The sequence below is a fragment of the Marinospirillum celere genome (assembly GCF_900112235.1).
Classification (GTDB): Bacteria; Pseudomonadota; Gammaproteobacteria; order Pseudomonadales; family Halomonadaceae; genus Marinospirillum; species Marinospirillum celere.
Genome location: NZ_FOLH01000003.1, coordinates 383,653 through 406,772, shown reverse-complemented (window position 1 = coordinate 406,772; position 23,120 = coordinate 383,653). Strand labels below are relative to the sequence as shown.

Here is a 23,120-nt window from a genome sequence, read left to right as displayed (position 1 = left end):
CAGGTAGAATGCTGGTATTAAATTTCAGTAGCCTTGGCGGTAGTCGTCATGCATTGCCCTTTCTGTGGTGCCGAAGAAACAAAAGTCAATGATTCGCGCCTGGTTGCCGATGGTGACCAGGTGCGTCGTCGTCGTCAATGCACTTCCTGCGGTGAACGCTTTACCACCTATGAAACAGCTGAGCTGTTTATGCCTAGGGTGGTCAAACGGGATGGCTCCCGAGAAGCCTTCGATGAAACCAAGCTGCGCGCGGGCTTGCAAAGAGCCCTGGAAAAACGCCCAGTGGGCACCGAAGCGCTGGAAGCGGCTCTGGAGCGGATACGTCAAAAGCTCCGAGCCAGTGGTGAAAGAGAAGTGCCTTCCCTGCAAGTTGGTGAACTGGTCATGCAGCAGTTAAAAAAACTGGATCAGGTTGCCTACATTCGCTTTGCTTCCGTTTATCGTCAGTTCAAGGACCTGGATGAGTTTCGAGCAGAGATTGACCAGCTCTCTGCGAATCCTGGTGCTTCTGATGAGTCCTGATCAATGAAGGGGCCGAACCACTGCCTGTTCAGGACGCGTGAATACATCCCTGTAAGCTCTGACCACAACATCCTGTTGTGGACAGCCTGCCCAGGCAGTACTTGGCCCCTTAGCGAGCGGCGAAAGCGAGCAGGTTCATTTTATCAGTGATGTTTTAAATAGAGACAGGAACAGCAGTGTCCCACGCAAACTACATGGCGCAAGCCATCAAACTGGCCCGCAAGGGCTGGTACACCACCCGCCCTAATCCGCGGGTGGGTTGTGTGTTGGTGCGTGAGGGCCAGATCCTTGGTGAAGGGGCACATCTCAAAGCGGGTGAACCCCATGCAGAAGTTTATGCCTTGCGTCAGGCGGGTGAGCGCGCTCAAGGGGCCGATGCTTATGTCACCCTGGAGCCCTGCAGTCATCATGGGCGGACGCCACCCTGTGCCGAGGCGCTGATTAAGGCAGGTGTCAAGCGGGTTTTTGTCGGTATGAAGGACCCCAATCCTCTGGTTGCTGGTCGTGGTTTGACGCTTTTGCAGGAAGCAGGTATTGAAGTGGTGAGTGGTCTTTTGCAGGATCAAGCCGAAGCGCTTAATCCTGGCTTTATCAAACGCATGCAAAGGGGGCAGCCCTGGGTGGTTGCCAAGCAAGCAATGAGTCTGGATGGACGCACCGCTATGGCTTCCGGTGAATCCCAATGGATTACCGGTGCTGAGGCCAGAGCCGATGTGCAAAGACTCAGAGCAGCATCCTGTGCAGTTGTGACGGGTGTTAACAGTCTCCTGGCGGATTCCAGCAGGCTTAATGTCAGGGATGAGCGGTTTACCCCTTTGTCAGGTTTTACCCAACCGCTGCGTGTGGTGCTGGACTCTGGCTTGCAAACCCCACCTGGAGCCGCGATTTTTCAACAGCCAGGTAGTACACTGGTGCTGACAAACGAAGAGTCTTTGCAAAAACAGCAAACAGCAAGGAAGCAGTTAGAGGATCAGGGCGCAGAAGTCGCTGCCTTGCCGCTGGCTGCAAATGGTGGTTTGGACCTGCAGGCGCTTTTGACACTGTTGGGTGAGCGCCAATGTAACCAGTTGCTGGTTGAAGCAGGTGCCAAGCTAACCGGTGCCTTTGTTCAGCAGGGTCTTGTGGATGAGTTCTACCTTTATATAGCAGCGAAATTTTTGGGTAGCCAGGCGAGAGGGTTACTGGATTTGCCAGGTTTGGAAAAGCTGGCAGCAGCGCCGCAGATGCAAATTCTGGATGTGCGTGCACTGGGTCAGGACTGGCGTTTTCAACTAAAGCGCCTGGAACAGCATTAAAACCAAGAGAGCACTATGGCTTTAAATACGATTGAAGAAATTATTGAAGACATCCGTCAGGGCAAGATGGTTATTTTGATGGATGATGAAGACAGGGAAAACGAAGGCGATCTGATTATTGCCTCCGAGAAGGTTCGTCCTGAAGATATTAATTTTATGGCCCGCCATGCTTGCGGCCTGATTTGCATGACCCTGACATCCGAACGCTGCCGCCAACTGGACCTTCCCTTGATGGTGGATAGCAATGAAGCCCAGTTTGCGACCAACTTCACGGTGTCGATTGAAGCGGCTGAAGGAGTCACCACTGGTATTTCGGCGGCAGACAGGGCGAAAACGGTTCAGGCCGCTGTGGCACGTAATGCCAAGCCTGAAGATATCGTTCAGCCCGGGCATATCTTTCCTCTGCGTGCGCAGGTCGGTGGTGTTTTGCAGCGTGCTGGCCACACCGAAGCTGGATGCGATCTGGCTCATTTAGCCGGTTTTGAGCCTTCTGCAGTTATCGTGGAAATCATGAACCAGGATGGCACCATGGCGCGCCGTCCTGATCTGGAAAAATTTGCCGAAGAACATAATCTGAAAATTGGCACCATTGCCGATTTGATTCACTATCGTGTGGTTAATGAAACCACCGTAGAGAAGGGCGAAACCTATACGCTGGATACTGAACAAGGTGAGTTTCAAGTCACTTCTTTCCGTGACCACGTTCAGGGCGGAACCCACTTGGCTTTGGTGAAGGGTCAGCCTTCACCCGAAAAACCAACCCTGGTTCGTGTTCATCAGGAGGAAATTTTTCGTGACCTGCTGGAAGCCAAAAGCCCGGCGGGCAAACACAGCTGGAGTCTAAAACGCTCTTTGGAACGAATTGCCGAAGAAGGTGAAGGGGTTTTGGTGTTGTTGGATAATAAAGCGCCCCGGCCCAACCTGGAAATTCGCCTTAAGCGTTTTCTGGGATTGGAGCGGGAAGCACGAACAGCGAATCAGGATGGCGCAGGAACCTATCTGACCATAGGGACAGGGGCGCAGATACTCCGTGAAGTGGGTGTTGGCAAAATGCGCTTGCTCTCTTCACCTTTGAAATTTGGAGCCCTCTCAGGCTTTGACTTGGAAATAGTCGAAACCCTGAGTGCAGAATAATTGCTGGATGACTGACGAGACTAAACAATGATGCAGGAAATTACCCAGACCGAAGGTCAACTTCATGCCACTGATGGGCGCTTTGTGCTGGTCGTAGGCCGTTTTAACAGCTTTGTCGTAGAAAGCCTGGTGGCGGGTGCTGTCGACACACTTAAGCGCCATGGTATTGGCGCTGAGCAACTGGAAATCGTTCGTGCTCCTGGTGCTTGGGAACTGCCCCTGGCGGTAAAGCGTGTTCTTAAAACCCGTAAGCCTGCGGCAGTGATTGTCCTGGGTGCAGTGATTCGAGGCGGAACCCCCCACTTTGAATATGTGGCCGGGGAATGTAATTCAGCCTTGGGTGGCCTGATGATGGAAAGTGATACGCCTATTGCCAACGGCGTGCTAACGGTTAATTCCATTGAACAGGCGATTGAACGTTCCGGTACCAAAATGGGCAATAAGGGTTCCGAAGCGGCTGAAGCAGCACTGGAAATGGTTAATCTTTTGAAGACCCTGGGTAATTGAGATGGCCTCGCAGAAAAATCGCAAACCATCGCGTAGTGCCCAGCGTTCAGCGGCACGCCAACTGACCTTGCAAGCCCTTTATCAGTGGCAGGTGAGTGGTAATGAAATGCATCAAGTAGAAGCCAACATTCGTGCGGCCCTGCCTGATGATAGCCTTGAATCTCATGAAGATATTAGCGAAGTTCTGAAGCTGGCCGACCTGGCTTATTTTCATGAAATGGCTCAGGCCATTCCCCGCCAGCAAGAAGAACTGGATGCCGGATTTGCTCCCTTGCTGGATAGACGCACGGAAGAGCTGGACCCGATAGAGCTGGCGATTCTAAGGCTGGGTAGCTATGAGCTGATTCAACGGCTTGATGTCCCCTACCGGGTGGTTATCAATGAATCTGTAGAGCTGGCCAAGCGCTTTGGTGGTACTGATAGCCACAAGTACGTTAATGGTATTCTTGATAAGCTGGCGCAAAGAGTTCGTAGTGTAGAGGTTAATGCACGGCGCAATTCCTAAACTTCAACAAGGCAGTTGTTATGGATGAATTTGCCCTCATTCGTCGTTTTTTTACCGGCCTGGGCCCCAAAGTTCCTGAAATCCTGCTGGGTCCAGGTGATGATTGCGCCCTCTTGCAAATGCAAGCGGGTGAGCAACTGGCTATCTCGGTAGACACCTCTGTTGAAGGGCGGCATTTTCCCGCTCAGGCTGATCCCTGGGCAATCGGTTGGCGCTGTCTGGGGGTGGCCCTATCTGATTTGGCCGCCATGGGTGCACGTCCCCTGGGGTTTACCCTGGCAATTACTCTGCCTGATGCCGATGAAAACTGGTTAACCGAGTTCAGTCGAGGCTTAGGAGCCCTGGCGGATCAATTGGCTTGTCCGCTGATTGGTGGTGATACCACCCGCGGCCCCCTGACCCTAAGTGTGCAAGTGCAGGGTGCGGTTGATCGCCAGCATGTATGGCGACGCTCGGGTGCCCAGCCAGGCCAAATTATTGCTGTACTGGGTTCTTTGGGCTCGGCAGCAGCAGGTTTGAGATCCTTCCACGAGCAGCCGGAAAGGCTCCATGACAGAGCCAGTTGGGATTCGTTGGAAAAGGCTTATATGCTGCCCCAGCCACTCATCCAGGAAGCTTTGGGTTTATCCAGAGGGGTCAGTATTTCTTCAGCTATCGATATTTCTGATGGCTTGCTGGCTGACTTGCAGCACCTACTCGCTTCTTCGGCGGTAGCGGCCGAGCTGGATCTTGAGCAGCTTCCTTTAGACCCCTTGCTGCTTAAGCGCCTGGGTAAAACTCTGGCTCTAGATGCGGCTTTACATGGCGGTGATGACTACGCCCTTCTGTTGACGCTGGATGAGGCTGACTTTCCACTGGCACGTAACCTATGTCCACAGCTGACCCGAATTGGTCGCTTGGTTAAGGGTGCAGGCATAAGAACCCCTGAAGGCGATCTACTTGAGCCTGAAGGCTATAATCATTTCTCTGGACAACAGGAAGGTTCATGAACAAGGCACCTGCCAGCGTCTGGAAAAACCCCATTCATTTTCTTGCTTTTGGTCTGGGTAGTGGCGCTTCACCCTGGGCTCCAGGAACGGTAGGAACCCTGGCAGCCATTCCTCTTTATTTTCTTTTGGCCACCTTGCCTCTGGGACTTTATATCCTGGTTGTCGGTCTGGCTTTTTGGGTGGGCTGCTGGTTGTGTGAGCGCACTTCAGAAGATCTGGGTGTGCATGATCACAGTGGTATTGTTTGGGATGAATTTGTTGGCTATTGGCTAACCATGCTGGCATTACCTGTTTCTCTGGGCTGGGCTCTGGCCGGTTTTCTTCTTTTTCGCTTTTTTGACATCATTAAACCCTGGCCCATACGTTGGGCGGACCGGCGGGTTGCCGGGGGTTTTGGCATCATGATTGATGATGTGCTGGCAGCGGTTTATGCCGGTGCTCTTTTGCATTTTGCTTATTTTGTCATGAGCTTGAATTGGTAGTCGATAACAATAACATCAAGGAGTTGCGCGCATGAAAAAGCTAGTCGGCGGCGTTTTGGTTGCCCTTGTTCTGGGCCTGCTGGTACTGAGTGTTGTGTCTGGACGCAGTTTTACCAGCCAGCTGGACAAGATGGCAGAGCAGGCGGCTAAGGATCCGCGCGTTGAAATTTTGGCCAGTGACATCCAGTCGGGCTGGTTGAGTTCCAGTGGCGAAATGACGCTTGTCTTTACACTGGATGCTCGTGTTGATCTGTTGATTACCAGTGAGTGGCAGGCCAGTCATCGCCCTGGCTGGGTGACCTTCAAAGGCTTGACCGGCTTGCAAAGCCAAGACAAGGAATCTGGTGAATCCTTGGATCTGCTGGCTGAATTGGGCTTGGATCCTCTACCTTTTCAAGGCCGGGCTGACTGGAATCAAGCCAGCTATCGCATGGATCTGGATGCTTTGGCTGTGGCTGATGAGAATTTCAGTATCGACTTTTCGGGTGGTCAGCTAGAAGCCAGTTATCACTATGCTTCAAGTCGTCAAACAGGTCAGCTGCTTGCGGAAACCCTGACTCTGGGTGGCGGACAATTCACGCCTTCGACTCTGGATTTCAAAGACCTGCTGCTGCAATGGGAACAGGAAGGCAGCTATCCTTGGATTTCTGGGAATCTGAATTTGGCGCTGGAAGAAATTTATTTTACTGGGCCTCAGGGTGAAGTCAGATTTGATCGTCCTCAAGCCTCACAGCATTTACAACTCAGCGAAGAAAGTTTTGATTTGAAGCTGGACATGTCGACCGGTGAGGTAAGTTCAGCTGGGCGCTCTTTAGGCAGTGCCGCTATAGGCTTGAGTACTCAAGACTTTAAAGGCCAGCCGATGGCCAAACTGATGGAATTTTTTAGTGAAGAAGCGGACTGGGAGAACCTGGATGAAGAGGCCATGCAGCCGGGTATCGCCGCGATTAATGAGCTGCTTGAAGGCTCACCAGCCATTCTTCTGGATCACTTGCAGGTTAAGCTGATTACTCCTTTTGAAATTAACCAAAAGGCCGAAGGGAGCGCCCGCTTTGATGGCCGTAACCTGCCCTCGTCTTATCTGAATCGTTTGACGAGTGGTGAAATCAGTGAAGAGGATTTTGCCAGCCGCGTGCGGGTAGAGCTGCTGTTTGACAAGATTAATCCAGATCTTTTGCTTCTGGTTGGGATCCCTCCCTTTTTGCAGGATGAGTCAGCGGACCAGCAGAGTCTTGTTTGGGAAGCCGGTGAAGTGCGCTTAAATGGCAAGCGTCTTCCTTTCTAAGTGAAGTGATTAACGCCAAAATAAACAAGCCGCCTCGAAAGGCGGCTTGTTTGTTAAAAAATGCGGGAAATGAATTATTCGTCAAAGTCGTATTCATCATCCAACTGCCTTTTGAGACGACGCTCTTCCAGCAGGGCTTCTATCATGCGACGTTTGGCGATAGGGGTGCCATCCCTGTTGGTCAGGCTGTCTTTGCTGACCACATCCAACTCATAATCATCATCATTGACGGCGACTTCAAAATCGTCATCATCATCGTAAGCGACTTCTTCACGACCCATGGTTCCGGCTACTCCAGTTGTTGACCACAACTGCTATATAGAGCCTTTTTAATTTTTTGACAAGCAAATTTTAAAAATTTATTCCTTGCCGGTTTCCTGGCGCAATTGAACCAGTTCTGTGACGTCCTTTTGAACACCAATAAAGTAGGTGAGTTGATCATCATCACTATAAACAGGAGTGATCGAGAGCTCATTCCAGAAGAGGCTGCCATCTTTACGATAGTTACGCAGGGTTTGGCGACAGGGTTTGCCTTCACGGATGGCTTTACGTATCTCGTCCAGTGCAGGCTGGTCGCTATCATTGCCTTGTAGAAAGCGGCAATCCTGGTAAAGGATTTCATCGGCTGTGTAGCCGGTTAGCTTCTCGAAGCCCTTGTTGACGTATATCAGGATGTTTTCATCACCTTCTTGTTCGGCGATAACGATCCCATCCTGAGATTCATTGACTACGAGTTCAAGAAGCTGGGGACTGATCAAAGGCTTGGCTTTCATGGGTTTCCTTAGTCGTGTGTCAGTCTAATACTTTTCTTAACTATGCAGTCTGATGGCTAAAATTTCAATCTGAACTGAGTTCTTTACGCACAAAGAACAGGGAGTTGCTTGTATGCAACTCCCTTTTACTAAGGTTAAATGTCCATATTTAGGAAACAGCCATAACCTGAAGCGGTAGTTCCTCACTGGTATCCAAACCTAGCAAGCTACGTAGATCAGCTGGATTGGTCAGTAGGTCTTGCAGGGTGTAGTCATTGAGCACCCCAAGAAACGCTTCCTGGGCTTTTCTGAGTACGGGCTTAAGCTCACAGGCACCGGCGATAGGGCAGGTCAGTTTTTGGCAATCAACAACTTCCAAGGTGGTTTCAAAGTCCTTGACCAGTTTGCCGAGATTGACAGAACTTGTATCCCGTTCCAAGCGCAGACCACCGTATTTTCCACGCACGGTTTGGATGTATTCCATTTGGCCCAGTTTATGGACGATTTTCATTAGGTGGTTGCGCGAAATATCAAAATGTTGGGCAATATCACTGATCGTGACTAGGTTTTCATCTTGCTGTATGCCCAAAAACATCATGACTCGAATAGCATAGTCAGTTTGTCGGGTTAACTGCATGGTTTTTCCTCCGTGGATTTCTCTGACCCAGAACTCGGGTTCCCTTGGCTGCTCTTCACTTCAATTGCCAGAATTCCGAGATTGGAATTATCTTAGCAGGAAAGTCAGGCAATGATGTGAGCGTTTGCAAGCATTTGGTACTGTGTTTTAACCAGATGTTAAGCGCAGGCGCATCCCAGTGAATTGCTGTTGGTTCCTATACGCTGGGTTACGCAAAGCCCTTTGGTTTTTAATGGGCATCAAGCAATGGCTGCAGCTCTTCCCAGACCGTTTCCAAGATAACAGGTTGGGCTTCGGCTGTTGGGTGTATCGCATCTTCCTGCATGAGTTCAGGCTGATCAGCCACTCCTTTGAGTAGGAAAGGAATCAGAGGTAATTGATTGCCTTCTGCAAGGCTTGGAAAAATCTTTTCAAACTCATCCAGATAACGGCGGCCATAGTTGGGGGGCAAAAGAATGCCGGCCAGAAGCACCTGGGCTCCGGCTTCCTGGCTAAGATCAATCATTTGCTGCAGGTTGCTGGTTATACGCTGGGGTGGCAATCCACGTAAGCCATCATTTCCTGCCAATTCCAGCAGAACGATTTCAGGCTGATATTGTCGTAGCAAGTCGGGTAGACGGGTGAGTCCACCGCTGGTGGTTTCTCCGCTAATTGAGGCATTAACGACCTGCCACTCAGGGGTTTGGCTGTGCATTCTTTCTTCCAACAGGCTCACCCAGCCACTGGACTCGGGGATATTGTAGGCGGCACTCAGGCTATCACCGAGAATGAGTAGAGTTTTCTTTTCATCACTGGCTGCTGGTAAGCTGAAGACTAACAGCAGAGCAAGCAGGCACGAGTAAAGACCACTTTTTTTGAGTATTACTAACATTTTCCACGACTCCATGGATGCAAAATGACTTCAGATTCTTCACATTCTACCGCAATCAAAGACAGGCTTTCTCAGAAGCTGCTGGAAGCAAAAAGTTTAGGCTATAAAGTAGCTCAACAAACCGGTGATCTGACGATTCTTCGTGATTTGAATTTCCAGATCCAGCGGGGTGAAACCCTGGCGTTACTTGGCCCTTCAGGGGCAGGAAAGTCAACTCTCCTGGCATTGCTGGCAGGCTTGGATACACCAACTGAAGGGGAGTTGCTTTGGTCGGGCCAAAACTTCAGTAGCTTGGGTGAAGATGAAAGAGCTGCGGTACGCGCTCGGGAAGTGGGCTTTATTTTTCAGTCCTTTCAATTATTGCCTGAATTGACGGCCCTGGAAAATGTGCTGCTGCCGCTTGAACTGCGCGGCGATAAAGATGCTGAAGAGCAGGCGCTCTTGTGGCTGGAAAAAGTGGGCTTGAGCCCCAGAGCCAGTCACCACCCTTCACAACTTTCAGGGGGTGAGCAGCAAAGGGTCGCTATAGCAAGAGCCTTTGCAACCCGTCCGGCAGTGCTCTTTGCTGATGAGCCTACGGGTAACCTGGATGCCGAAAACGGACACAAGATTGCTGACCTGCTCTTTTCTTTAAATCAGGATCAAGGAAGCAGTGATCAACAGATGACTTTGATACTAGTCACTCATGATCAACAGTTGGCGAGTCGTTGCCAGCGGATCTTGCGCCTGGATGCAGGTCAGCTTTTTGCCGATGAGCAGACAGGAGCTGCCCAATGAAGGATTTGCGTCTTGCTGCGCGCTTGGCCTGGCGGGGTGTTAAAGCAGGCGAATACCGGGTTTTATTGATTGCTCTGATGCTGGCAGTGGCCTGTGCCACCCTCTTGGGGGTAGTGGGTGACCGTATGCAGGGAGCTCTGGATCATGAGGCCGCGAGGATTTCAGGCGGTGATCTGGTGGTATCGGGTCGCCAAGCAGCCGATCAGGAATTATTGGACTACCTGGATGCCCAGGGTTTGCAGTGGTCTCAGCGGGTTAGCTTAACCAGTATGGCGAGTTTGGATGAGGCCATGTTGTTGATCAGTATTACCGCTGTAGACAGCCAGTACCCGCTACTTGGACAAGTCCGTATAGAAACAGCAACAGGTGAGACTCACTTGGCTGAGCCGCCTCTAGAGGGTGAGGTTTGGCTGGAGCCGGGTTTGGCACTGCGCCTGGATGCCAGCCTGGGTGATCAGATCGAGGTAGGGGATCTGGAGCTGAAATTTACAGCTTACTTGCTGGAAACCCCAGATCAAAGCGGTGGTTTTGCTAGCTTTTCACCCCGTGCCCTGGTTCATCTAAACAGCTTGGAAGGCAGTGCGCTGCTGGGGCCTTTAAGTCGTGCCCGTTGGAATTTGGGGATGACAGCCACTAGCCAGGTGCTGGATCAGATGCGCAGCGAGCTTCCTGATCGCCTGGAATCTCATCAACGCTTAAGAGATATGCAGGAAGACCGCCCAGGAGTGGCCAGAGCCTTGGATGAAGGGCGTCGTTATTTGAGCATGGCCGGTTTGGTTGCGGTGCTCTTGGCTTCTTTGGCCGTGGCTTTGGCTTCTCAGCGTCAGGCCAAGCGCCAAGCCAAGGAAGTGGCTTTACTGCGTTGTTTGGGACAGTCCCGCGCCCGAGTTAGAAACCTGTTTTTATTGCAGCTGTTCTGGCTGGGTTTGGCAGCTGGTCTGGTCGGTGGCCTGTTGGGTTATGCGGCGCACCTGGGGTTGGTTGAGCTCTTGGCGCCCTTATTACCACTGACTTTACCACCACCAAGTGTTTGGCCTCTGGTTGCGGCAGTTGCCCTGGCTCTTTGGTTGTTAATGGGCTTTTCACTGGCGCCCTTGTTGAGCCTGGCGCGTGTCAGTCCTCTGGCTGTTCTGCAATCCCGGCCTTGGAAGCTCAGTGGTTCGGCAGCCTTAACCTATGGCCTGGCGGGGATAGCAACCCTGGGTCTGGGTTATTGGTTGTCAGGTGATCTTTTATTAACCCTCTGGACTCTGGCTGGTTTGATGCTGATCGGTCTGGCTGTTGCAGGCCTGGGCTGGCTGCTTCTGAAACTGCTGATGACCCGTTTGCAGCAATTGCCTTGGCGCTGGCGTCAGGGTTTGCGCCGTTTGGGGCGTAATCCCGGCGAAACCCTGTTGCAACTCAGCACCTTTACCCTGGCATTTATGGCTGTGCTTTTGGTGGCGCGCGGCGGTGATCAGCTGGTTGGTGATTGGCAGGCCCAGTTACCCGAGCAGCGCCCCAGTCAGTTTGCGGTGGATATTCAGCCCCACGAGCGTGAAGACTTTGTTGCCTTGCTGGAAACCTGGGAGTTAGAACACAGCCAACTCTACCCGATCTTAAGAGGGCGGTTGACACAAATTAATGGTGAGGATGCGGAAAGCCAGGTGCCTGCGGCTTCCAGAAACGACAACACCCTCAGGCGCGAACTCAATTTGACCTGGAGCGAGCAGCTGCCTGAAGGCAATCGTGTTGAATCCGGCCACTGGTGGCAGGATGAAGTTGTTGTTCCTGAAGGGGTGTTACCGATTTCTGTAGAATCAGGAATGGCCCTGCGCCTGGGCCTGGATTTGGGTGACCGACTTAGTTTCAATTTGGCCGGTAGCCGCGTGGAAACGGAAATTGCCAGTGTTCGGGATGTGAATTGGGAAAGCTTTAATCCCAATTTTTATGTGATCTTCCCGCCCCAAGTGCTGGAAAACCATCCTCATACCTTCTTGGCCAGCTTTGCCATGCCAGAGGATGAAGGCAGCTTTATGCGCGCAATTAGTCGTCAGTTTCCAGGTGTTGCCTTCCTGGATGTCCGCGCCATTTTGGCGCAGGCAGAAGGCATTTTACGCCAGCTAAGTTTAGGCGTTCAGTACCTGCTTGGGTTTGTTCTACTTGCCGGTTTGCTGGTCACCTGGGCGCTGATGATGGCCAGTCTGGATGCCCGTCAGCGTGAGCAGGCACTTCTGAAAGTCATGGGGGCTCAAAGGGCTAAGTTGGCAGGTCGGCAATTGGCTGAATTCCTTATGCTGGGCGGTTTAGCAGGGATTCTGGCGGCCTTGTTGGGTGAGCTGCTATACAGCCTTCTGTCTCGCCAGTTATTCAATCTACTCTGGGAGCCGGCGCCCTTGTTTTGGCTGTTACCACCCCTGGCTGGAGGTGTTTTATTAGCCGCTTTTGCCCATTTGGCTTTGCGTTCTTCTTTGAATGAAGCGCCCCATCGACTACTCAGACGACTGAGTTGATGACTTGCGGTTCACCCTGAGGCATAGCATCATGCTGAAAAAACTCAGCTTCAGGGTGGAACCGTGTCTGAACTCAAGATCACCAGCCAAAATTCGGGTGCCTTGTCACTGCGCATGCATCCGTTAAGAAATTCACTCTATCAAGAGCTACATGCTCGCCCTTTCCCTGTCATAGCGACACCCGTTCGGGTGTCGCACCTGGCGCTTCTCTTGGATGAAAACGACAAAGAAAAGGATTTTCAACACTTGGTTGATCTTTGTGATCGCTATGGTGTTAATCCACCGGCCTTGAAGGATAACAGCTTTTATCAGCGTCTGGGTGACTTGGAAGTGCGCTGGGAGAGGCATCTCGAATTTGTAACCTATACCTTTATTCGACCCGGAAGACAGGGTCAGCCCTTTTCTCAAACAGCGCTTTCCCTGTTACCCAGGGATTGGTTAGAACAAATCCCCGGTGAATTAGTTGTTGGTGTTCACCTGGAGGCTGCCAGTTCTGATGAAGCAGCCTTCGACCGGGAATTGTTGGCTGATTGTTTTGAAGGCCAACGATTGGTTAGTGGTCGTTTGATGGAAGGGGCGGCAACTCTTTGGAGTGCTTTCCGCATGCATGGTGATAGCTTTGGACGTATTTTGATGCATAACCATGCTTTAAATGACAACCAAAGTGGCCGCTTGATTCTGCGTGTTTTGGAACTGGAGACCTACCGCTTGATGGCCCTGCTGGGTGCTCAGCCTGCGCGGGAACTGGCCCCCGTGGTGCGTGGTTTGGATATGCAGTTGGCGGCAATTATCACAGAGCTTTCAGATACCGAAGGTCTGGATGAGGAGCGGGCCCTGCTGCGTCAGCTAACCGCCATGGCCGCTCAAATAGAGCGTCATCGGGCAGATACCCTGTCGCGTTTTTCGGCAACTAAAGCCTACTACCAGCTGGTGATGAAACGGTTGGAAGAACTTAAAGAAATCCAGCGGGGTCCAAATTTTACCTTGGCGGCCTTTTTTGGACGACGCCTGACACCTGCAGCCAATACCTGCGACTCTGTCAGCTTAAGGCTGGATGATCTGGCCAGACGCATTGAAAGAGCCGGTGATCTAATACGAACCCGCGTTGACCTTAAGCTGGAAGAACAAAACAGACGCCTTTTGGCCTCGATGAACCGCCGTTCGCGTCTTCAACTGAGGATGCAGGAAACGGTTGAGGGCTTGTCGATCGCTGCGATCAGCTATTATGGTATCAGCCTCTTGCGCTACTTGTTTGGTGCCCTGGAGCCTCTAGGTGTACCTTTGAACAAGGATTTGGCAACCGCCATAGCTGTGCCGCTTGTCGTCGGTAGTGTTTGGTGGGTGACCCGAAGGATCAAGAAGTTTATTGTTGAAGCCAGTGATCCTGAACGGGAGCACTAAGGCTTGTTCCTAGCAACCCAGAGAGATAAATAATGGCACAAGTAGAAGCAGCAATACGCGAAAAACTGGTTGCAGCCTTGCAACCGCAATACCTGCAAATTGAAAATGAAAGTGATCAACACAAGGGCCCCCCAGGTAGGGAAAGCCATTTCAAGGTCACTCTGGTCAGCCCAGGCTTTGAGTCCCTGATGCCCGTTAAGCGTCATCAGAAGATTTATGCCCTGCTGGCCGATGAGCTTGCCGGGCCTGTTCATGCTCTGGCATTACACCTGTATACGCCAAGTGAATGGCAGGCGCGCGGGGAATCCAGGCCTGACTCCCCGAATTGCCAGGGAGCCACGCACTAAATCAATTTAATAATGGGGTGGTTTTTCATCAGCCTGACCGGGCTGTTTATCCTCTTGTTCGTCCCTAAGATTGGCTAAGCGTTGATTAAGAAGTTGTACCTGTTGTTGAAGTTGCTGAAGTTCCCTGCTCTGCAAAACTAGCTGTTGGTTCAGGGTTTCGATCAGGTCATCCTGAAAAGCGGCCTGGGTTTCCAGGGCAATAAGTCGTTTTTCATGATCTTTCATGGATTTATGTACTTTTTGGGGTTAAACATTTTACTGCTGACGTGGTTATAATGGTCTTGGTAGGCGTATAAAGGTAAGCCTGCCATGCTTGTACCTGCTTGACCAGAGAAACTGGGTGGGTAGGTTTTTATTTTTATTCCTGTAGATGATGGATTTCGAGAAATTTTATGCTTAATAATACTTTGTTAAGAAATATTCTGGTTAGTTTGGTTGTTGCGATTATTGCCCCTTTGGTCTTGCCGTTGCTTGCTGTTTCTCCTGAAGGAGCGGATGCAGGCAGTGCTGCAGCCAAAACCTATTTGTTGGTTTTTGTACTCTTGATGGTGGCCGCAAGTATCAATGAATTTTTGCGCCTCAAGGTTGCCGGGGTGGATGCCGATGACCTGGACCAGGGAAGTGATGATGATATGGATGATGACCGCGAAGAGGGGGTCGTCAAATGGTTTAATGTCAATAAAGGGTTTGGCTTCATTATTCGCGATGTAGGGGGCGAAGTCTTTGTTCACTTTCGTTCCATTCGGGGTACAGGGCATCGTACCCTGCGTGAAGGCCAAAGAGTTAGATTCGCTGCCGTAGAAGGTGAGAAAGGATTACAGGCTGAGGATGTCTCTGTTCTGAACCGCTAAGCAGCTTATGGGCTGGTATCTTGCACTAGATAGCCAGCCCTTTTGAAAAGGAAGCTTTTGTGAAGCGTTTATTAATTGCTCAACTCACCAGCCTTTTGGTCTTGGGGTTCTTTCTGACCCCTGTCTGGGCGCAGTCTTCAGCTGCCGCGTCTGAATCTTCAGTGACCGAAGCCAGCCAGCGTGGAACCGCTGTTTTCCTGACTCCTTCGGTCAGCTACAAGAGCCTGGACCACAAATCCTCGGCAGCTGACTTCCAATTGGATGCCCATCTTTTCCAGTTAAATGTGGACTTTGAAGTGATTGGCGAAAACTTTGCCTATCACCGTTTGAGCCTCGGACGTACTTTCAATGACTCCAGTGAGCAAACCTCTGCGACTGATGAAAGTGCCCGGGTGCTGCATAGCCACTTTTCTTACCAGGTGGGTGCCATGAATCTATCCCTGCCGGCAGGCGGAGATCTGGCAATCTGGACCGGTGTTGGCTGGCAGGGAACAGAAGTCAGGGACAACCCTGAAGGCAAAAGTCGAATGCAGTATGCCTATCTGCCTTTTGGGCTGGATATAGGTATGCGCTTTGATCACTCCAGCTTTCTGATCGTCGGTGGTGAGTATCGTGTTCTGGTTAAAGGCTGGGAAAGATATTCTGGAGGCACCACAGCCAGCCCTACCCAAGCGGATGGTTACGGCTATGCAGGCTGGGTTGGACTGGACTATGTGTTTGATAATGGCCGCACCCTAACGTCAAGGGTTAAGCTGGAACACTGGACAGTTGATGAATCGGCTGCCGATGACCTTGCTGACAGCCGTTCACGAAGCCTAAGTCTTGCCTTAGGCGTTCGCTTCTAAGGTTGTTTTTATTGAGCCAGCAGCCGGGTTATCAAAGCTTGATAAACCTGGCTTAGCTGGTTCAAATCTTCCGCTTTAACACGCTCATTGACCTGGTGAATGGTCGCATTAATGGGGCCCAGCTCGACTACCTGAGCACCAGTTGGTGCAATAAAGCGCCCATCGGAGGTTCCCCCAGCTGTCGATAACTGGGTTGGCTTTCCGGTGACTTCTAAAATGGCCTGTTGAGCCGCCTCCACCAGTTGACCCTCAGCGGTCAGGAAGGGTTGACCACTGAGCGTCCAGTCCAATTGGTAATCCAACTGATGGCGATCCAGAAGAGCCTGGGTGCGTTCTTGAAGCTGTTCGGCAGTGACCTCAGTAGAGAAGCGAAAGTTGAAAATGACTTCCAGCTCACCGGGAATGACATTGGTTGCACCGGTTCCAGCATTAATATTGGAAATTTGCAGGCTGGTTGCCGGAAAGAAAGCATTACCTTCATCCCAGGTTTCTGCAGTCAGTTCAGCCAGTGCTGGCGCGGCCAGATGAATAGGGTTGGCTGCCAGATGCGGGTAGGCAACATGCCCTTGTTTGCCCTTGACCACTAGACGGGCACCCAGGGAGCCGCGACGGCCATTCTTGATGACATCGCCCAGGCGTTCGGTACTGGAAGGCTCGCCGACCAGACACCAGTCAATCTTTTCATTGCGCGCTTCCAGGTGCTCGACAACCTTTACAGTACCCTTGATGGCAGGGCCTTCTTCATCACTGGTCAGCAACAGGGCAAGGCTACCCTGGTGATCAGGGTGCTCAGCCAAAAAGCCTTCAATAGCCGTAATCATGGCGGCCAGGCTACCTTTCATATCGGCTGCGCCGCGACCACGCAAATAGCCTTCAGCATCAATTTCGGGTTGGAAAGGCGGGGTATCCCAGCGCTCTTCAGGGCCGGAGGGAACAACATCTGTGTGACCTGCAAAACACAAAAGAGGGCCTTGGTTGCCTTTTCTGGCCCACAGATTTTGAACTTCACCAAAGTTGAGGGGTTCAAGGGTGAAGCCCAGTTTTTCAAGGCGCTGGCCAAGGAGTTCAAGACAGCCTGCATCTTCGGGAGTCACTGAAGGGCGGCTGATAAGGTCACAGGCAAGTTGCAGCGTAGGAGACATAGAAGTGGTCATAATGATTAATCTGGGCAGTCAGAATGGAAAAAATGGCTTATAGTGTGTCTTTTTTCAGCGGTCTAGCTTACCTGAATTTCAATTTTCTTGCGCAGGTTCCTATTTTGAATTCGATGAATTACATAAAGTTGATGCGTTTTTGGATACTTGTTGTGGTGATGGCAGTTCCTATGCCAGCCTTGGCGGATGAGCTTAAACGCCTGGAAACAGGTTTTGGTTTGGTGTTGCATTTACCTGAGGCTTGGCAGCTACTCAGCAAAGAGGATCTGTCAGCTGTTGAAGGCAAGAATGACGACAAACTGGATTTGCCACCCTTGATGAAGCAGCGTTTGGCGGAAAGGGTGCGTCAGGGCAATCTGGAACTTTTGTTCAATACCCGAGACTCTCATAATGGTGTCTATGACAATCTGAGCCTTTTTGAAACCAATGATCAGGTTCCGGAGGCAGCCAGCCAAATTAAGGCCACCTGCGGTGCCCTGCCCAGCTTGCTAGGTCAAACTCTTGGTAAGGAAGTACGCTTGGAGCGTTGTGAGGGTAAGGAAGTCCAAGGCTATCCTGCCTTTATTATTGCCTATGCAGGTAGTGTCCCCTCAACGCATGTGTTGCAATATATGCTGCAGGTTGAACAGCGTAAAAGTCTGGTACTGACACTGACCTACCATGAAGACGATGCCATGGGTTCCCTGCAGGATTTTGAAGAATCGCTGAAACGTCTGGAAATGCAACTTTAGTAACTAGGTTCTTTCGGATCGGGGAGTTGCAACTCCCCATTCAGGATTCGCTGGTCCAGTTGTTCAAAAAAGCCACCCAGGGTTTCTTTCAGTAGCGTTGAAGAAGGCGGTCGACTGGCTTGGAAGATGGGTTCTTCTTCCAATTGACGTAGGCGCCGCTGAGAAAGGTTGGCGCGCAGTTGAACTTCACTGGCAGTGCCCTGGAGCATCTTCAAAAGACAGGCCAGGGCTTCCAGGCTGGCTTCCTGAAGTAAAAACTGGCGCTCACGTGGGGGCAAGAGTAACAGGCTGCCAAGATAGTGCTGGTAGTAAAGCCGAAGCAGCTGTTGGCTTTCCTTGGTGGGCAGCTCCAGGATTTCATCCAGCTCTGCCAGAAGCATTAAGCTTTCATGCAGGCCTATCTCCAAGCCAAGTAGCTGATCTTGCAGCTCCAGGCGCTGGCCGCTAATTTTGACTTCAAGCATGGCTGCTACTCCACCGATCGGATTCTTTAAGTTTTTTAAGCTCTCTGCTCACCAAAGCCATTACCAGGCGAATCTGATTTTCATCCAGTTTGCTGGCAGGTGGTTGAGCTCCTGGTTTTAAAGCTTCTTTGCAAAAGGCAGCAATTTCCGGGGTGTCGAGTTGCTGGGCGATAGCAAGTAGCTGTTCGACGGCTTTGGGCGGTAGCTTTTGTAATAGCTGCTTAAGGCGATTAGCAGGCAGTTGGGCCAGGCGCTGTAAGTAGTCACGTGCTTTTAACTGGGTACCAAATAGCAGGCCTTCTTTGCTCAAGGGGCCTTCCAGAGCTTCTAATGCGGGTAATAGCTGATGCAGAGGTACTGGGCCTCTAAGAGCCAGTTCTTCAGATACTTGATCGGCCGCTCTTTTGGAGAGCTGGGCAAAAATTTGTTCACTGACACCGGGGAGTTGTGCCCGAGCATAGCGAATGAGTGCCACCAGGTGGTGTTTGGGATAGGTGAGCAACAGGCTTTGTAGTTGGCGGCTTTCCAGCTGGGCCAGGGCTTGAGCCAGAGGTTCCAAACGGCTTAGCTTTTTCTGGTTTTTTTTCACCTCTGATGAAGGCTGCTCAAGATACAGGCGCAGCTGACTAGCTAGCTGATCCCTCAGGTTGTTTGCCTGGTCAGCAGTTAGGCGGGCTTTGCAGTTGCCCAGCGCCAGGCGGATATGCTCAGCAGTCGCGGTCAGTTCAGGTTTCATGATTTCCTTGTTCAAGGATCAGTGGGCTACTTGGGATCTTAGGATAGCAGTCAGGTTCCCGCTTGGTAAGGTGGAGTTGCGCCTCTGCCTTGGGTAGAATACGCCGCTTATTCTTTTTTTACCGAATTTTCCGACACGCTGGAGAAGCTGACCCCATGCTGGAAATTAATCCCCTGGTATCCCTGATCAAAGACATGCAGGAGCGTACAGACGTTCTTAGGGGGTATCTTTGACTATGCCGACAAGAAAGACCGTTTAGAAGAGGTGACCCGCGAGCTGGAGCAGCCGGACGTTTGGAATGAGCCGGAAAGAGCCCAGGCCTTGGGCAAAGAGCGCTCGCAGCTGGAAACCATCGTCACCACCCTGGAAAATCTGGATCAGGGACTGGTGGATGCTCTGGATATTATTGAGCTGGCTGCTGTAGAGGACGATGAAGCCACCGTCAGTGAAGCGGAAGCAGATCTACAGGATTTACAGAAACAACTGGAAAGCCTGGAGTTTCGTCGCATGTTTTCCGGCGAAATGGACCCGGCCAATTGCTTTGTCGATATTCAGGCTGGCTCTGGGGGCACCGAGGCTCAGGATTGGTCAGAAATGCTGCTGCGTATGTACTTGCGTTGGTGTGATCAGCAGGGTTTCAAGGCAGAATTGGTCGAGGTTTCCGAAGGGGAGGTCGCGGGTCTGAAATCAGCAACCATCCGAGTTGAGGGTGATTATGCCTTTGGCTGGTTGAGAACCGAAACCGGTGTGCATCGCCTGGTGCGTAAAAGCCCCTTTGATTCTGGTGGCCGCCGTCATACCTCCTTTGCTTCGGTGTTCGTCTCCCCGGAAGTGGATGACAGCTTTGAAGTGGATATCAACCCAGCGGACCTGCGCATTGATGTTTATCGTGCTTCCGGCGCTGGTGGTCAGCACGTTAACCGGACTGAATCCGCAGTACGCATTACCCACCTGCCAACCAACACCGTGGTGGCTTGTCAGGCCGGGCGTTCTCAGCATCAGAACAAGGACTTTGCCATGCGGCAGCTAAAGTCCCGCCTTTATGAGCTGGAAATGCAAAAGCGCAATGCTGAAAAGCAGAAGCTGGAAGACTCCAAGTCGGATATCGGCTGGGGCAGTCAAATCCGTTCCTATGTGCTGGATGATTCGCGCATTAAGGATCTGCGTACTGGAATTGAGAACCGTAACACTCAGGCTGTCCTTGATGGCGACCTGAACAAATTTATTGAAGCCAGTTTGAAGCAGGGGCTATAGAAATGAGTGAAGAAGAGAACAAGCTGATTGCCGAGCGTCGTGCCAAGCTGGCTGCCCGTCGTGAACAGGGTAACGCCTTCCCTAACCATCTGCGCCGGGATGCCTATGCAGCCGAACTGCAAAAAGAGTTGGGCGACCAGGAAAAGACAGAGCTGGAAGCCCTGGATCGCCAAGCCAAGGTGGCGGGGCGGATTCTGCGCAAGCGCGGCCCCTTTATTGTTATTCAGGATGTCAGTGGGCAGATCCAGCTTTATGTCGATAAAAAAGGCCTGGATGAAACCCAGAAAGAAGATATCAAAACCTGGGATCTGGGCGATCTGGTCTATGCCGAGGGGCCGGTCCACAAATCCGGTAAGGGCGACCTCTATATTCATATCGTGAAGAGCCAGCTGCTGACCAAGAGCTTGCGTCCACTGCCCGACAAGTTTCATGGTCTGGCTGACCAGGAAATGCGCTACCGCCAGCGTTATGTCGATCTGATTGTGAATCCCGAGTCCCGCGATACCTTCGTGATGCGCTCGAAAATCATCAGTGGCATTCGCCGGTTTATGGAAGAACGCGGCTTTATGGAAGTGGAAACGCCGATGCTGCAAGCTATCCCTGGTGGCGCTACAGCCCGGCCCTTTATCACTCATCATAATGCGCTGGATCAGGATATGTACCTTCGCATTGCGCCGGAGCTTTACCTCAAGCGCCTGGTGGTGGGTGGCTTTGAGCAGGTGTATGAAATCAACCGCAACTTTCGCAATGAAGGGCTATCTACCCGGCACAACCCTGAGTTCACCATGCTGGAATTCTACTGGGCCTATGCCGATTACAACCAGTTGATGGATCTGACCGAACAAATGCTGCGCAGTCTGGCCGAGCAGGTGCTGGGCACCACCCAGGTGCACTATCAGGGCGAAGACTATGATTTTGGTCAGCCCTTCCAGCGTCTGACCATGACTCAGGCCATCGTCCAGTATGGTCAGGGCATTAGTGCCGAGCAGCTGCAAAGCCGTGAAGGCGTAGCGGAAGTGGCGCGTTCCCTGAAGCTGGAGGTGAAAGACTCCTGGGGCTGGGGTCGAATTCTGACCGAGGTTTTTGAAGCCGTCGCTGAAGAGCAGTTGCGTCAGCCGACCTTTATTGTTGAATACCCGGCTGAGGTATCACCCCTGGCACGCCGCAATGATGCCAATCCTGAAGTGACGGATCGCTTTGAATTTTTCGTCGGTGGGCGAGAAATTGCCAATGGTTTCTCGGAGTTGAATGACGCTGAAGACCAGAAAGAGCGCTTTCTGGAACAGGTGGCAGAAAAAGAAGCCGGTGATGACGAGGCGATGTTCTACGATGCCGACTACATCCGTGCTCTAGAGTATGGCCTGCCACCCACTGCTGGTGAAGGCATTGGCATAGATCGCCTGGTCATGCTCTTCACCAATGCGGCCTCCATTCGGGATGTGCTGCTGTTTCCCGCCATGCGGCCCGAAGTTGACTAGGCGTAGGTGAGCTCGAAGCCAGCAGCAGCTTGCCAGCTGGCTTCCTGCGCCAAATCGGTTAGCAAAAGCGGCTGCTGTTCCAGCCAGCCATCAGGAAAGCGTAAAGCCAGGGTTTCCTGGCTATTGGTATTGTTAACTTCCAGGGTAAAGTCCAGTTGGGTCTGATCGGGGCGGCTGTGATTGAGAAGTACGGCTAACCGGAGCAGGCGAGCCAGGCGTTGCAGTTTGAGCTGGTGTTCCGGTGAAAACTTTCTGAATTCCAGGCTTGGAAACTTACGTCTGTGGGTACGTACCAGAACAGCAAGAATTTGTTGTTGTTGGCGTGTAAAGCCTGCCAGGTCAGCATAGTTCAACAGGTAGGCACCATGCTTGTGATACTGGGTGTGAGCAACACTCAGCCCCAGCTCATGAACTTGAGCTGCCCAGCGCAATTTGTTTTCCCAACGTGGATGGGCTAAACCCCAGTTGGAGGCAACCTGCCTCAAAGCATGAATCGCTGTGTCAGCAACATTTTTGCTTTGCAGCGGGTCGCATTGAAATCTTTCCTGCAGAGAGTTGATGGTTCTGTCGCGAATATCCAGCTCTGTAGAAGTGCCTGCCAGCTCATATAACAGGCCTTCACGCAAAGCCGCATCTGCAAAATGCATTTCTTTAATCTGCAGGGCTTCAAAAAAAGCTGAGGCGATTGCCAAGCCGGCAGGCATGACTCTGGCTCTGTCTTCCTTCATGCCATAAGCCGTCCAACTTTGAGTCGACTTGCTGTTGAACAGGTCTTTTTCCAGGCTGCGTAGGCTCTGAGGGGTCAGAGGAGCAAATTCCCCTTTACCGATGACCAGTGCCAGGGTTTTAAGGGTGCCCGAGCTACCCAGAACCTGTTGCCAGCCCAGGCCCAAAAATGCTTTCTGAATATGCAGTAGCTCACTTAAGGCAGCCAGTCGGGCCTGCTGGTAGCCTTTTTCGGTAAACTGGCCCTGTGGAAAAAAACGCTGACTATAGCTGACACAGCCCATATGCAGGCTTTCCAAAAGCTCGGGTTCCTTGCCTTCACCGATAATGAACTCGGTACTGCCACCGCCAATATCGATCACCAGGCGGCGACCTTCAATTTTGGGCGAGGTGTGGACTACGCCTGAGTAAATCAGTCGGGCTTCTTCACGGCCTGCAATCACTTCTATGGGGAGACCTAACAAATCCTGTGCTCTGCTGATGAAATCATCGGAATTATGGGCGGCTCTGAGTGCGTTGGTGCCTACAACCCGAACTTGGTTTTCGTTAAGGCCCTGAACAAAAGGAGCCATACGCTTGAGGCATTCCAGACCTCTGAGCTGAGCTTCTTCATTTAAATTGCCGCACTCATCGAGGCCTGCGGCCAGTTGTACCTTTTCGCCGAGGCGTTTCAATAAACTGATTTCACCCTTGATTTTGCGGGCTAGAACCAAGTGAAAGCTATTGGAACCCAGATCCAGGGCTGCTAGGGTGGAGCCATCGGGAAGAGGTGCATCTGCCATAATTATCAGCTCTTTTAAGACTTGAATCGTAAATTTATGGTTCGTAAAGATAGCACTAAAAATATGAATTTTATATTTATACAGGGTTCAGGTGGCACCAAGA

At 51.6% G+C, this 23,120-nt stretch carries 26 protein-coding genes; 17 read left to right on the top strand and 9 right to left on the bottom strand.

Going from position 1 to position 23,120, the window contains the following annotated elements; translation table 11 throughout:
- Nucleotides 1-48 precede the first annotated feature (48 nt).
- The 8 genes from nrdR to BM185_RS08940 all read left to right on the top strand — a co-directional run bounded on the left by nrdR (nt 49) and on the right by BM185_RS08940 (nt 6,719).
- Nucleotides 49-522, top strand: a complete 474-nt coding sequence (gene nrdR / locus BM185_RS08975) for a transcriptional regulator NrdR (RefSeq protein ID WP_091962385.1) — start codon at nt 49-51, stop codon at nt 520-522.
- Nucleotides 523-698: 176 nt separating this feature from the next.
- Entirely contained in the window at nt 699-1,817 is a 1,119-nt protein-coding gene (gene ribD, locus BM185_RS08970) for a bifunctional diaminohydroxyphosphoribosylaminopyrimidine deaminase/5-amino-6-(5-phosphoribosylamino)uracil reductase RibD (protein WP_281247334.1), read from the top strand.
- A gap of 15 nt (nt 1,818-1,832) precedes the next feature.
- Nucleotides 1,833-2,951: a bifunctional 3,4-dihydroxy-2-butanone-4-phosphate synthase/GTP cyclohydrolase II gene (gene ribBA / locus BM185_RS08965; protein ID WP_091962378.1), complete on the top strand. Its 1,119-nt coding sequence runs from the start codon at nt 1,833-1,835 to the stop codon at nt 2,949-2,951.
- Nucleotides 2,952-2,981: 30 nt separating this feature from the next.
- Complete coding sequence (gene ribH / locus BM185_RS08960) at nt 2,982-3,458, top strand: 6,7-dimethyl-8-ribityllumazine synthase (protein WP_091962755.1); 477 nt, start codon at nt 2,982-2,984, stop codon at nt 3,456-3,458.
- A gap of 1 nt (nt 3,459) precedes the next feature.
- The gene (gene nusB / locus BM185_RS08955; protein ID WP_091962375.1) at nt 3,460-3,963 is read left to right on the top strand and encodes a transcription antitermination factor NusB; all 504 of its coding nucleotides are present in this window, start codon (nt 3,460-3,462) and stop codon (nt 3,961-3,963) included.
- A 20-nt stretch (nt 3,964-3,983) separates the two neighbouring features.
- Nucleotides 3,984-4,952: a thiamine-phosphate kinase gene (thiL, locus tag BM185_RS08950; RefSeq protein ID WP_091962372.1), complete on the top strand. Its 969-nt coding sequence runs from the start codon at nt 3,984-3,986 to the stop codon at nt 4,950-4,952.
- Nucleotides 4,949-5,434, top strand: coding sequence for a phosphatidylglycerophosphatase A family protein (locus tag BM185_RS08945; RefSeq protein WP_091962369.1), 486 nt, complete (start codon nt 4,949-4,951; stop codon nt 5,432-5,434). Before thiL ends, BM185_RS08945 begins: the two co-directional genes overlap by 4 nt.
- A 31-nt stretch (nt 5,435-5,465) precedes the next feature.
- Complete coding sequence (locus BM185_RS08940; protein WP_091962366.1) at nt 5,466-6,719, top strand: DUF945 family protein; 1,254 nt, start codon at nt 5,466-5,468, stop codon at nt 6,717-6,719.
- Nucleotides 6,720-6,793: 74 nt separating this feature from the next.
- Here the strand turns inward: BM185_RS08940 and BM185_RS08935 are convergent, their stop codons facing one another.
- The 4 genes from BM185_RS08935 to BM185_RS08920 all read right to left on the bottom strand — a co-directional run bounded on the left by BM185_RS08935 (nt 6,794) and on the right by BM185_RS08920 (nt 8,979).
- Nucleotides 6,794-7,000, bottom strand: a complete 207-nt coding sequence (locus BM185_RS08935; RefSeq protein WP_091962363.1) for a PA3496 family putative envelope integrity protein — start codon at nt 6,998-7,000, stop codon at nt 6,794-6,796.
- 78 nt (nt 7,001-7,078) lie between these two features.
- The gene (locus BM185_RS08930; RefSeq protein WP_091962360.1) at nt 7,079-7,492 is read right to left on the bottom strand and encodes a PAS domain-containing protein; all 414 of its coding nucleotides are present in this window, start codon (nt 7,490-7,492) and stop codon (nt 7,079-7,081) included.
- Between the two features lie 148 nt (nt 7,493-7,640).
- Nucleotides 7,641-8,108: an RrF2 family transcriptional regulator gene (locus BM185_RS08925; RefSeq protein ID WP_091962357.1), complete on the bottom strand. Its 468-nt coding sequence runs from the start codon at nt 8,106-8,108 to the stop codon at nt 7,641-7,643.
- Nucleotides 8,109-8,337: 229 nt separating this feature from the next.
- Entirely contained in the window at nt 8,338-8,979 is a 642-nt protein-coding gene (locus tag BM185_RS08920; protein ID WP_245751739.1) for an arylesterase, read from the bottom strand.
- A gap of 24 nt (nt 8,980-9,003) precedes the next feature.
- On the opposite strand from BM185_RS08920, the gene BM185_RS08915 reads away from it, so the two are divergent.
- From BM185_RS08915 to BM185_RS08900, 4 genes are all read left to right on the top strand, one after another.
- Complete coding sequence (locus BM185_RS08915) at nt 9,004-9,756, top strand: ABC transporter ATP-binding protein (protein ID WP_091962351.1); 753 nt, start codon at nt 9,004-9,006, stop codon at nt 9,754-9,756.
- Nucleotides 9,753-12,248: an ABC transporter permease gene (locus BM185_RS08910; RefSeq protein ID WP_091962348.1), complete on the top strand. Its 2,496-nt coding sequence runs from the start codon at nt 9,753-9,755 to the stop codon at nt 12,246-12,248. Before BM185_RS08915 ends, BM185_RS08910 begins: the two co-directional genes overlap by 4 nt.
- 63 nt (nt 12,249-12,311) lie before the next feature.
- Nucleotides 12,312-13,649: a DUF3422 family protein gene (locus BM185_RS08905; RefSeq protein ID WP_091962345.1), complete on the top strand. Its 1,338-nt coding sequence runs from the start codon at nt 12,312-12,314 to the stop codon at nt 13,647-13,649.
- 32 nt (nt 13,650-13,681) lie between these two features.
- Complete coding sequence (locus BM185_RS08900; RefSeq protein ID WP_091962342.1) at nt 13,682-13,996, top strand: BolA family protein; 315 nt, start codon at nt 13,682-13,684, stop codon at nt 13,994-13,996.
- 6 nt (nt 13,997-14,002) lie between these two features.
- Here BM185_RS08900 and BM185_RS08895 read toward each other — a convergent pair whose 3' ends face one another.
- Nucleotides 14,003-14,221 carry a SlyX family protein gene (locus tag BM185_RS08895; RefSeq protein WP_091962338.1) on the bottom strand — a complete coding sequence of 73 codons (219 nt, stop codon included), beginning with the start codon at nt 14,219-14,221 and terminating at the stop codon, nt 14,003-14,005.
- Nucleotides 14,222-14,388: 167 nt separating this feature from the next.
- Here BM185_RS08895 and BM185_RS14945 point away from each other — a divergent pair, with 167 nt between their 5' ends.
- Both BM185_RS14945 and BM185_RS08885 read left to right on the top strand, forming a co-directional pair.
- A complete protein-coding gene (locus tag BM185_RS14945; protein WP_091962335.1) occupies nt 14,389-14,847 on the top strand; it encodes a cold-shock protein in 459 nt (152 codons plus the stop codon).
- Nucleotides 14,848-14,906: 59 nt separating this feature from the next.
- On the top strand, nt 14,907-15,692 hold the full coding sequence (locus BM185_RS08885) for a hypothetical protein (protein ID WP_091962332.1): 786 nt from the start codon (nt 14,907-14,909) through the stop codon (nt 15,690-15,692).
- 8 nt (nt 15,693-15,700) lie between these two features.
- Here BM185_RS08885 and dapE read toward each other — a convergent pair whose 3' ends face one another.
- Nucleotides 15,701-16,846 (bottom strand): succinyl-diaminopimelate desuccinylase, encoded by a 1,146-nt coding sequence (dapE, locus tag BM185_RS08880; RefSeq protein ID WP_091962329.1) that lies wholly within the window; start codon nt 16,844-16,846, stop codon nt 15,701-15,703.
- Nucleotides 16,847-17,001: 155 nt separating this feature from the next.
- On the opposite strand from dapE, the gene BM185_RS08875 reads away from it, so the two are divergent.
- Nucleotides 17,002-17,577 carry a hypothetical protein gene (locus BM185_RS08875; protein WP_177203518.1) on the top strand — a complete coding sequence of 192 codons (576 nt, stop codon included), beginning with the start codon at nt 17,002-17,004 and terminating at the stop codon, nt 17,575-17,577.
- Here the strand turns inward: BM185_RS08875 and BM185_RS08870 are convergent.
- Together BM185_RS08870 and BM185_RS08865 are read right to left on the bottom strand one after the other, a co-directional pair.
- Nucleotides 17,574-18,041, bottom strand: coding sequence for a hypothetical protein (locus BM185_RS08870; RefSeq protein WP_091962323.1), 468 nt, complete (start codon nt 18,039-18,041; stop codon nt 17,574-17,576). The genes BM185_RS08875 and BM185_RS08870 overlap by 4 nt on opposite strands.
- Nucleotides 18,034-18,777: a FliG C-terminal domain-containing protein gene (locus BM185_RS08865; protein WP_091962320.1), complete on the bottom strand. Its 744-nt coding sequence runs from the start codon at nt 18,775-18,777 to the stop codon at nt 18,034-18,036. The genes BM185_RS08870 and BM185_RS08865 overlap by 8 nt, the downstream gene beginning before the upstream one ends.
- Before the next feature lie 155 nt (nt 18,778-18,932).
- Between BM185_RS08865 and prfB the strand changes: the two genes are divergently transcribed.
- Both prfB and lysS read left to right on the top strand, forming a co-directional pair.
- Nucleotides 18,933-20,031, top strand: a protein-coding gene (gene prfB, locus BM185_RS08860) for a peptide chain release factor 2 (protein WP_143089501.1) whose coding sequence is annotated in 2 segments (ribosomal slippage) — nt 18,933-19,007 and nt 19,009-20,031 — 1,098 coding nt in all. Because the reading frame shifts where the segments join, the coding sequence is not laid out codon by codon here.
- A gap of 2 nt (nt 20,032-20,033) precedes the next feature.
- The gene (gene lysS / locus BM185_RS08855) at nt 20,034-21,509 is read left to right on the top strand and encodes a lysine--tRNA ligase (protein ID WP_091962314.1); all 1,476 of its coding nucleotides are present in this window, start codon (nt 20,034-20,036) and stop codon (nt 21,507-21,509) included.
- Here lysS and BM185_RS08850 read toward each other — a convergent pair.
- Nucleotides 21,506-23,017 (bottom strand): Ppx/GppA phosphatase family protein, encoded by a 1,512-nt coding sequence (locus BM185_RS08850; protein ID WP_091962311.1) that lies wholly within the window; start codon nt 23,015-23,017, stop codon nt 21,506-21,508. The two genes, lysS and BM185_RS08850, sit on opposite strands and share 4 nt — an antisense overlap.
- Nucleotides 23,018-23,120: the final 103 nt, after the last annotated feature.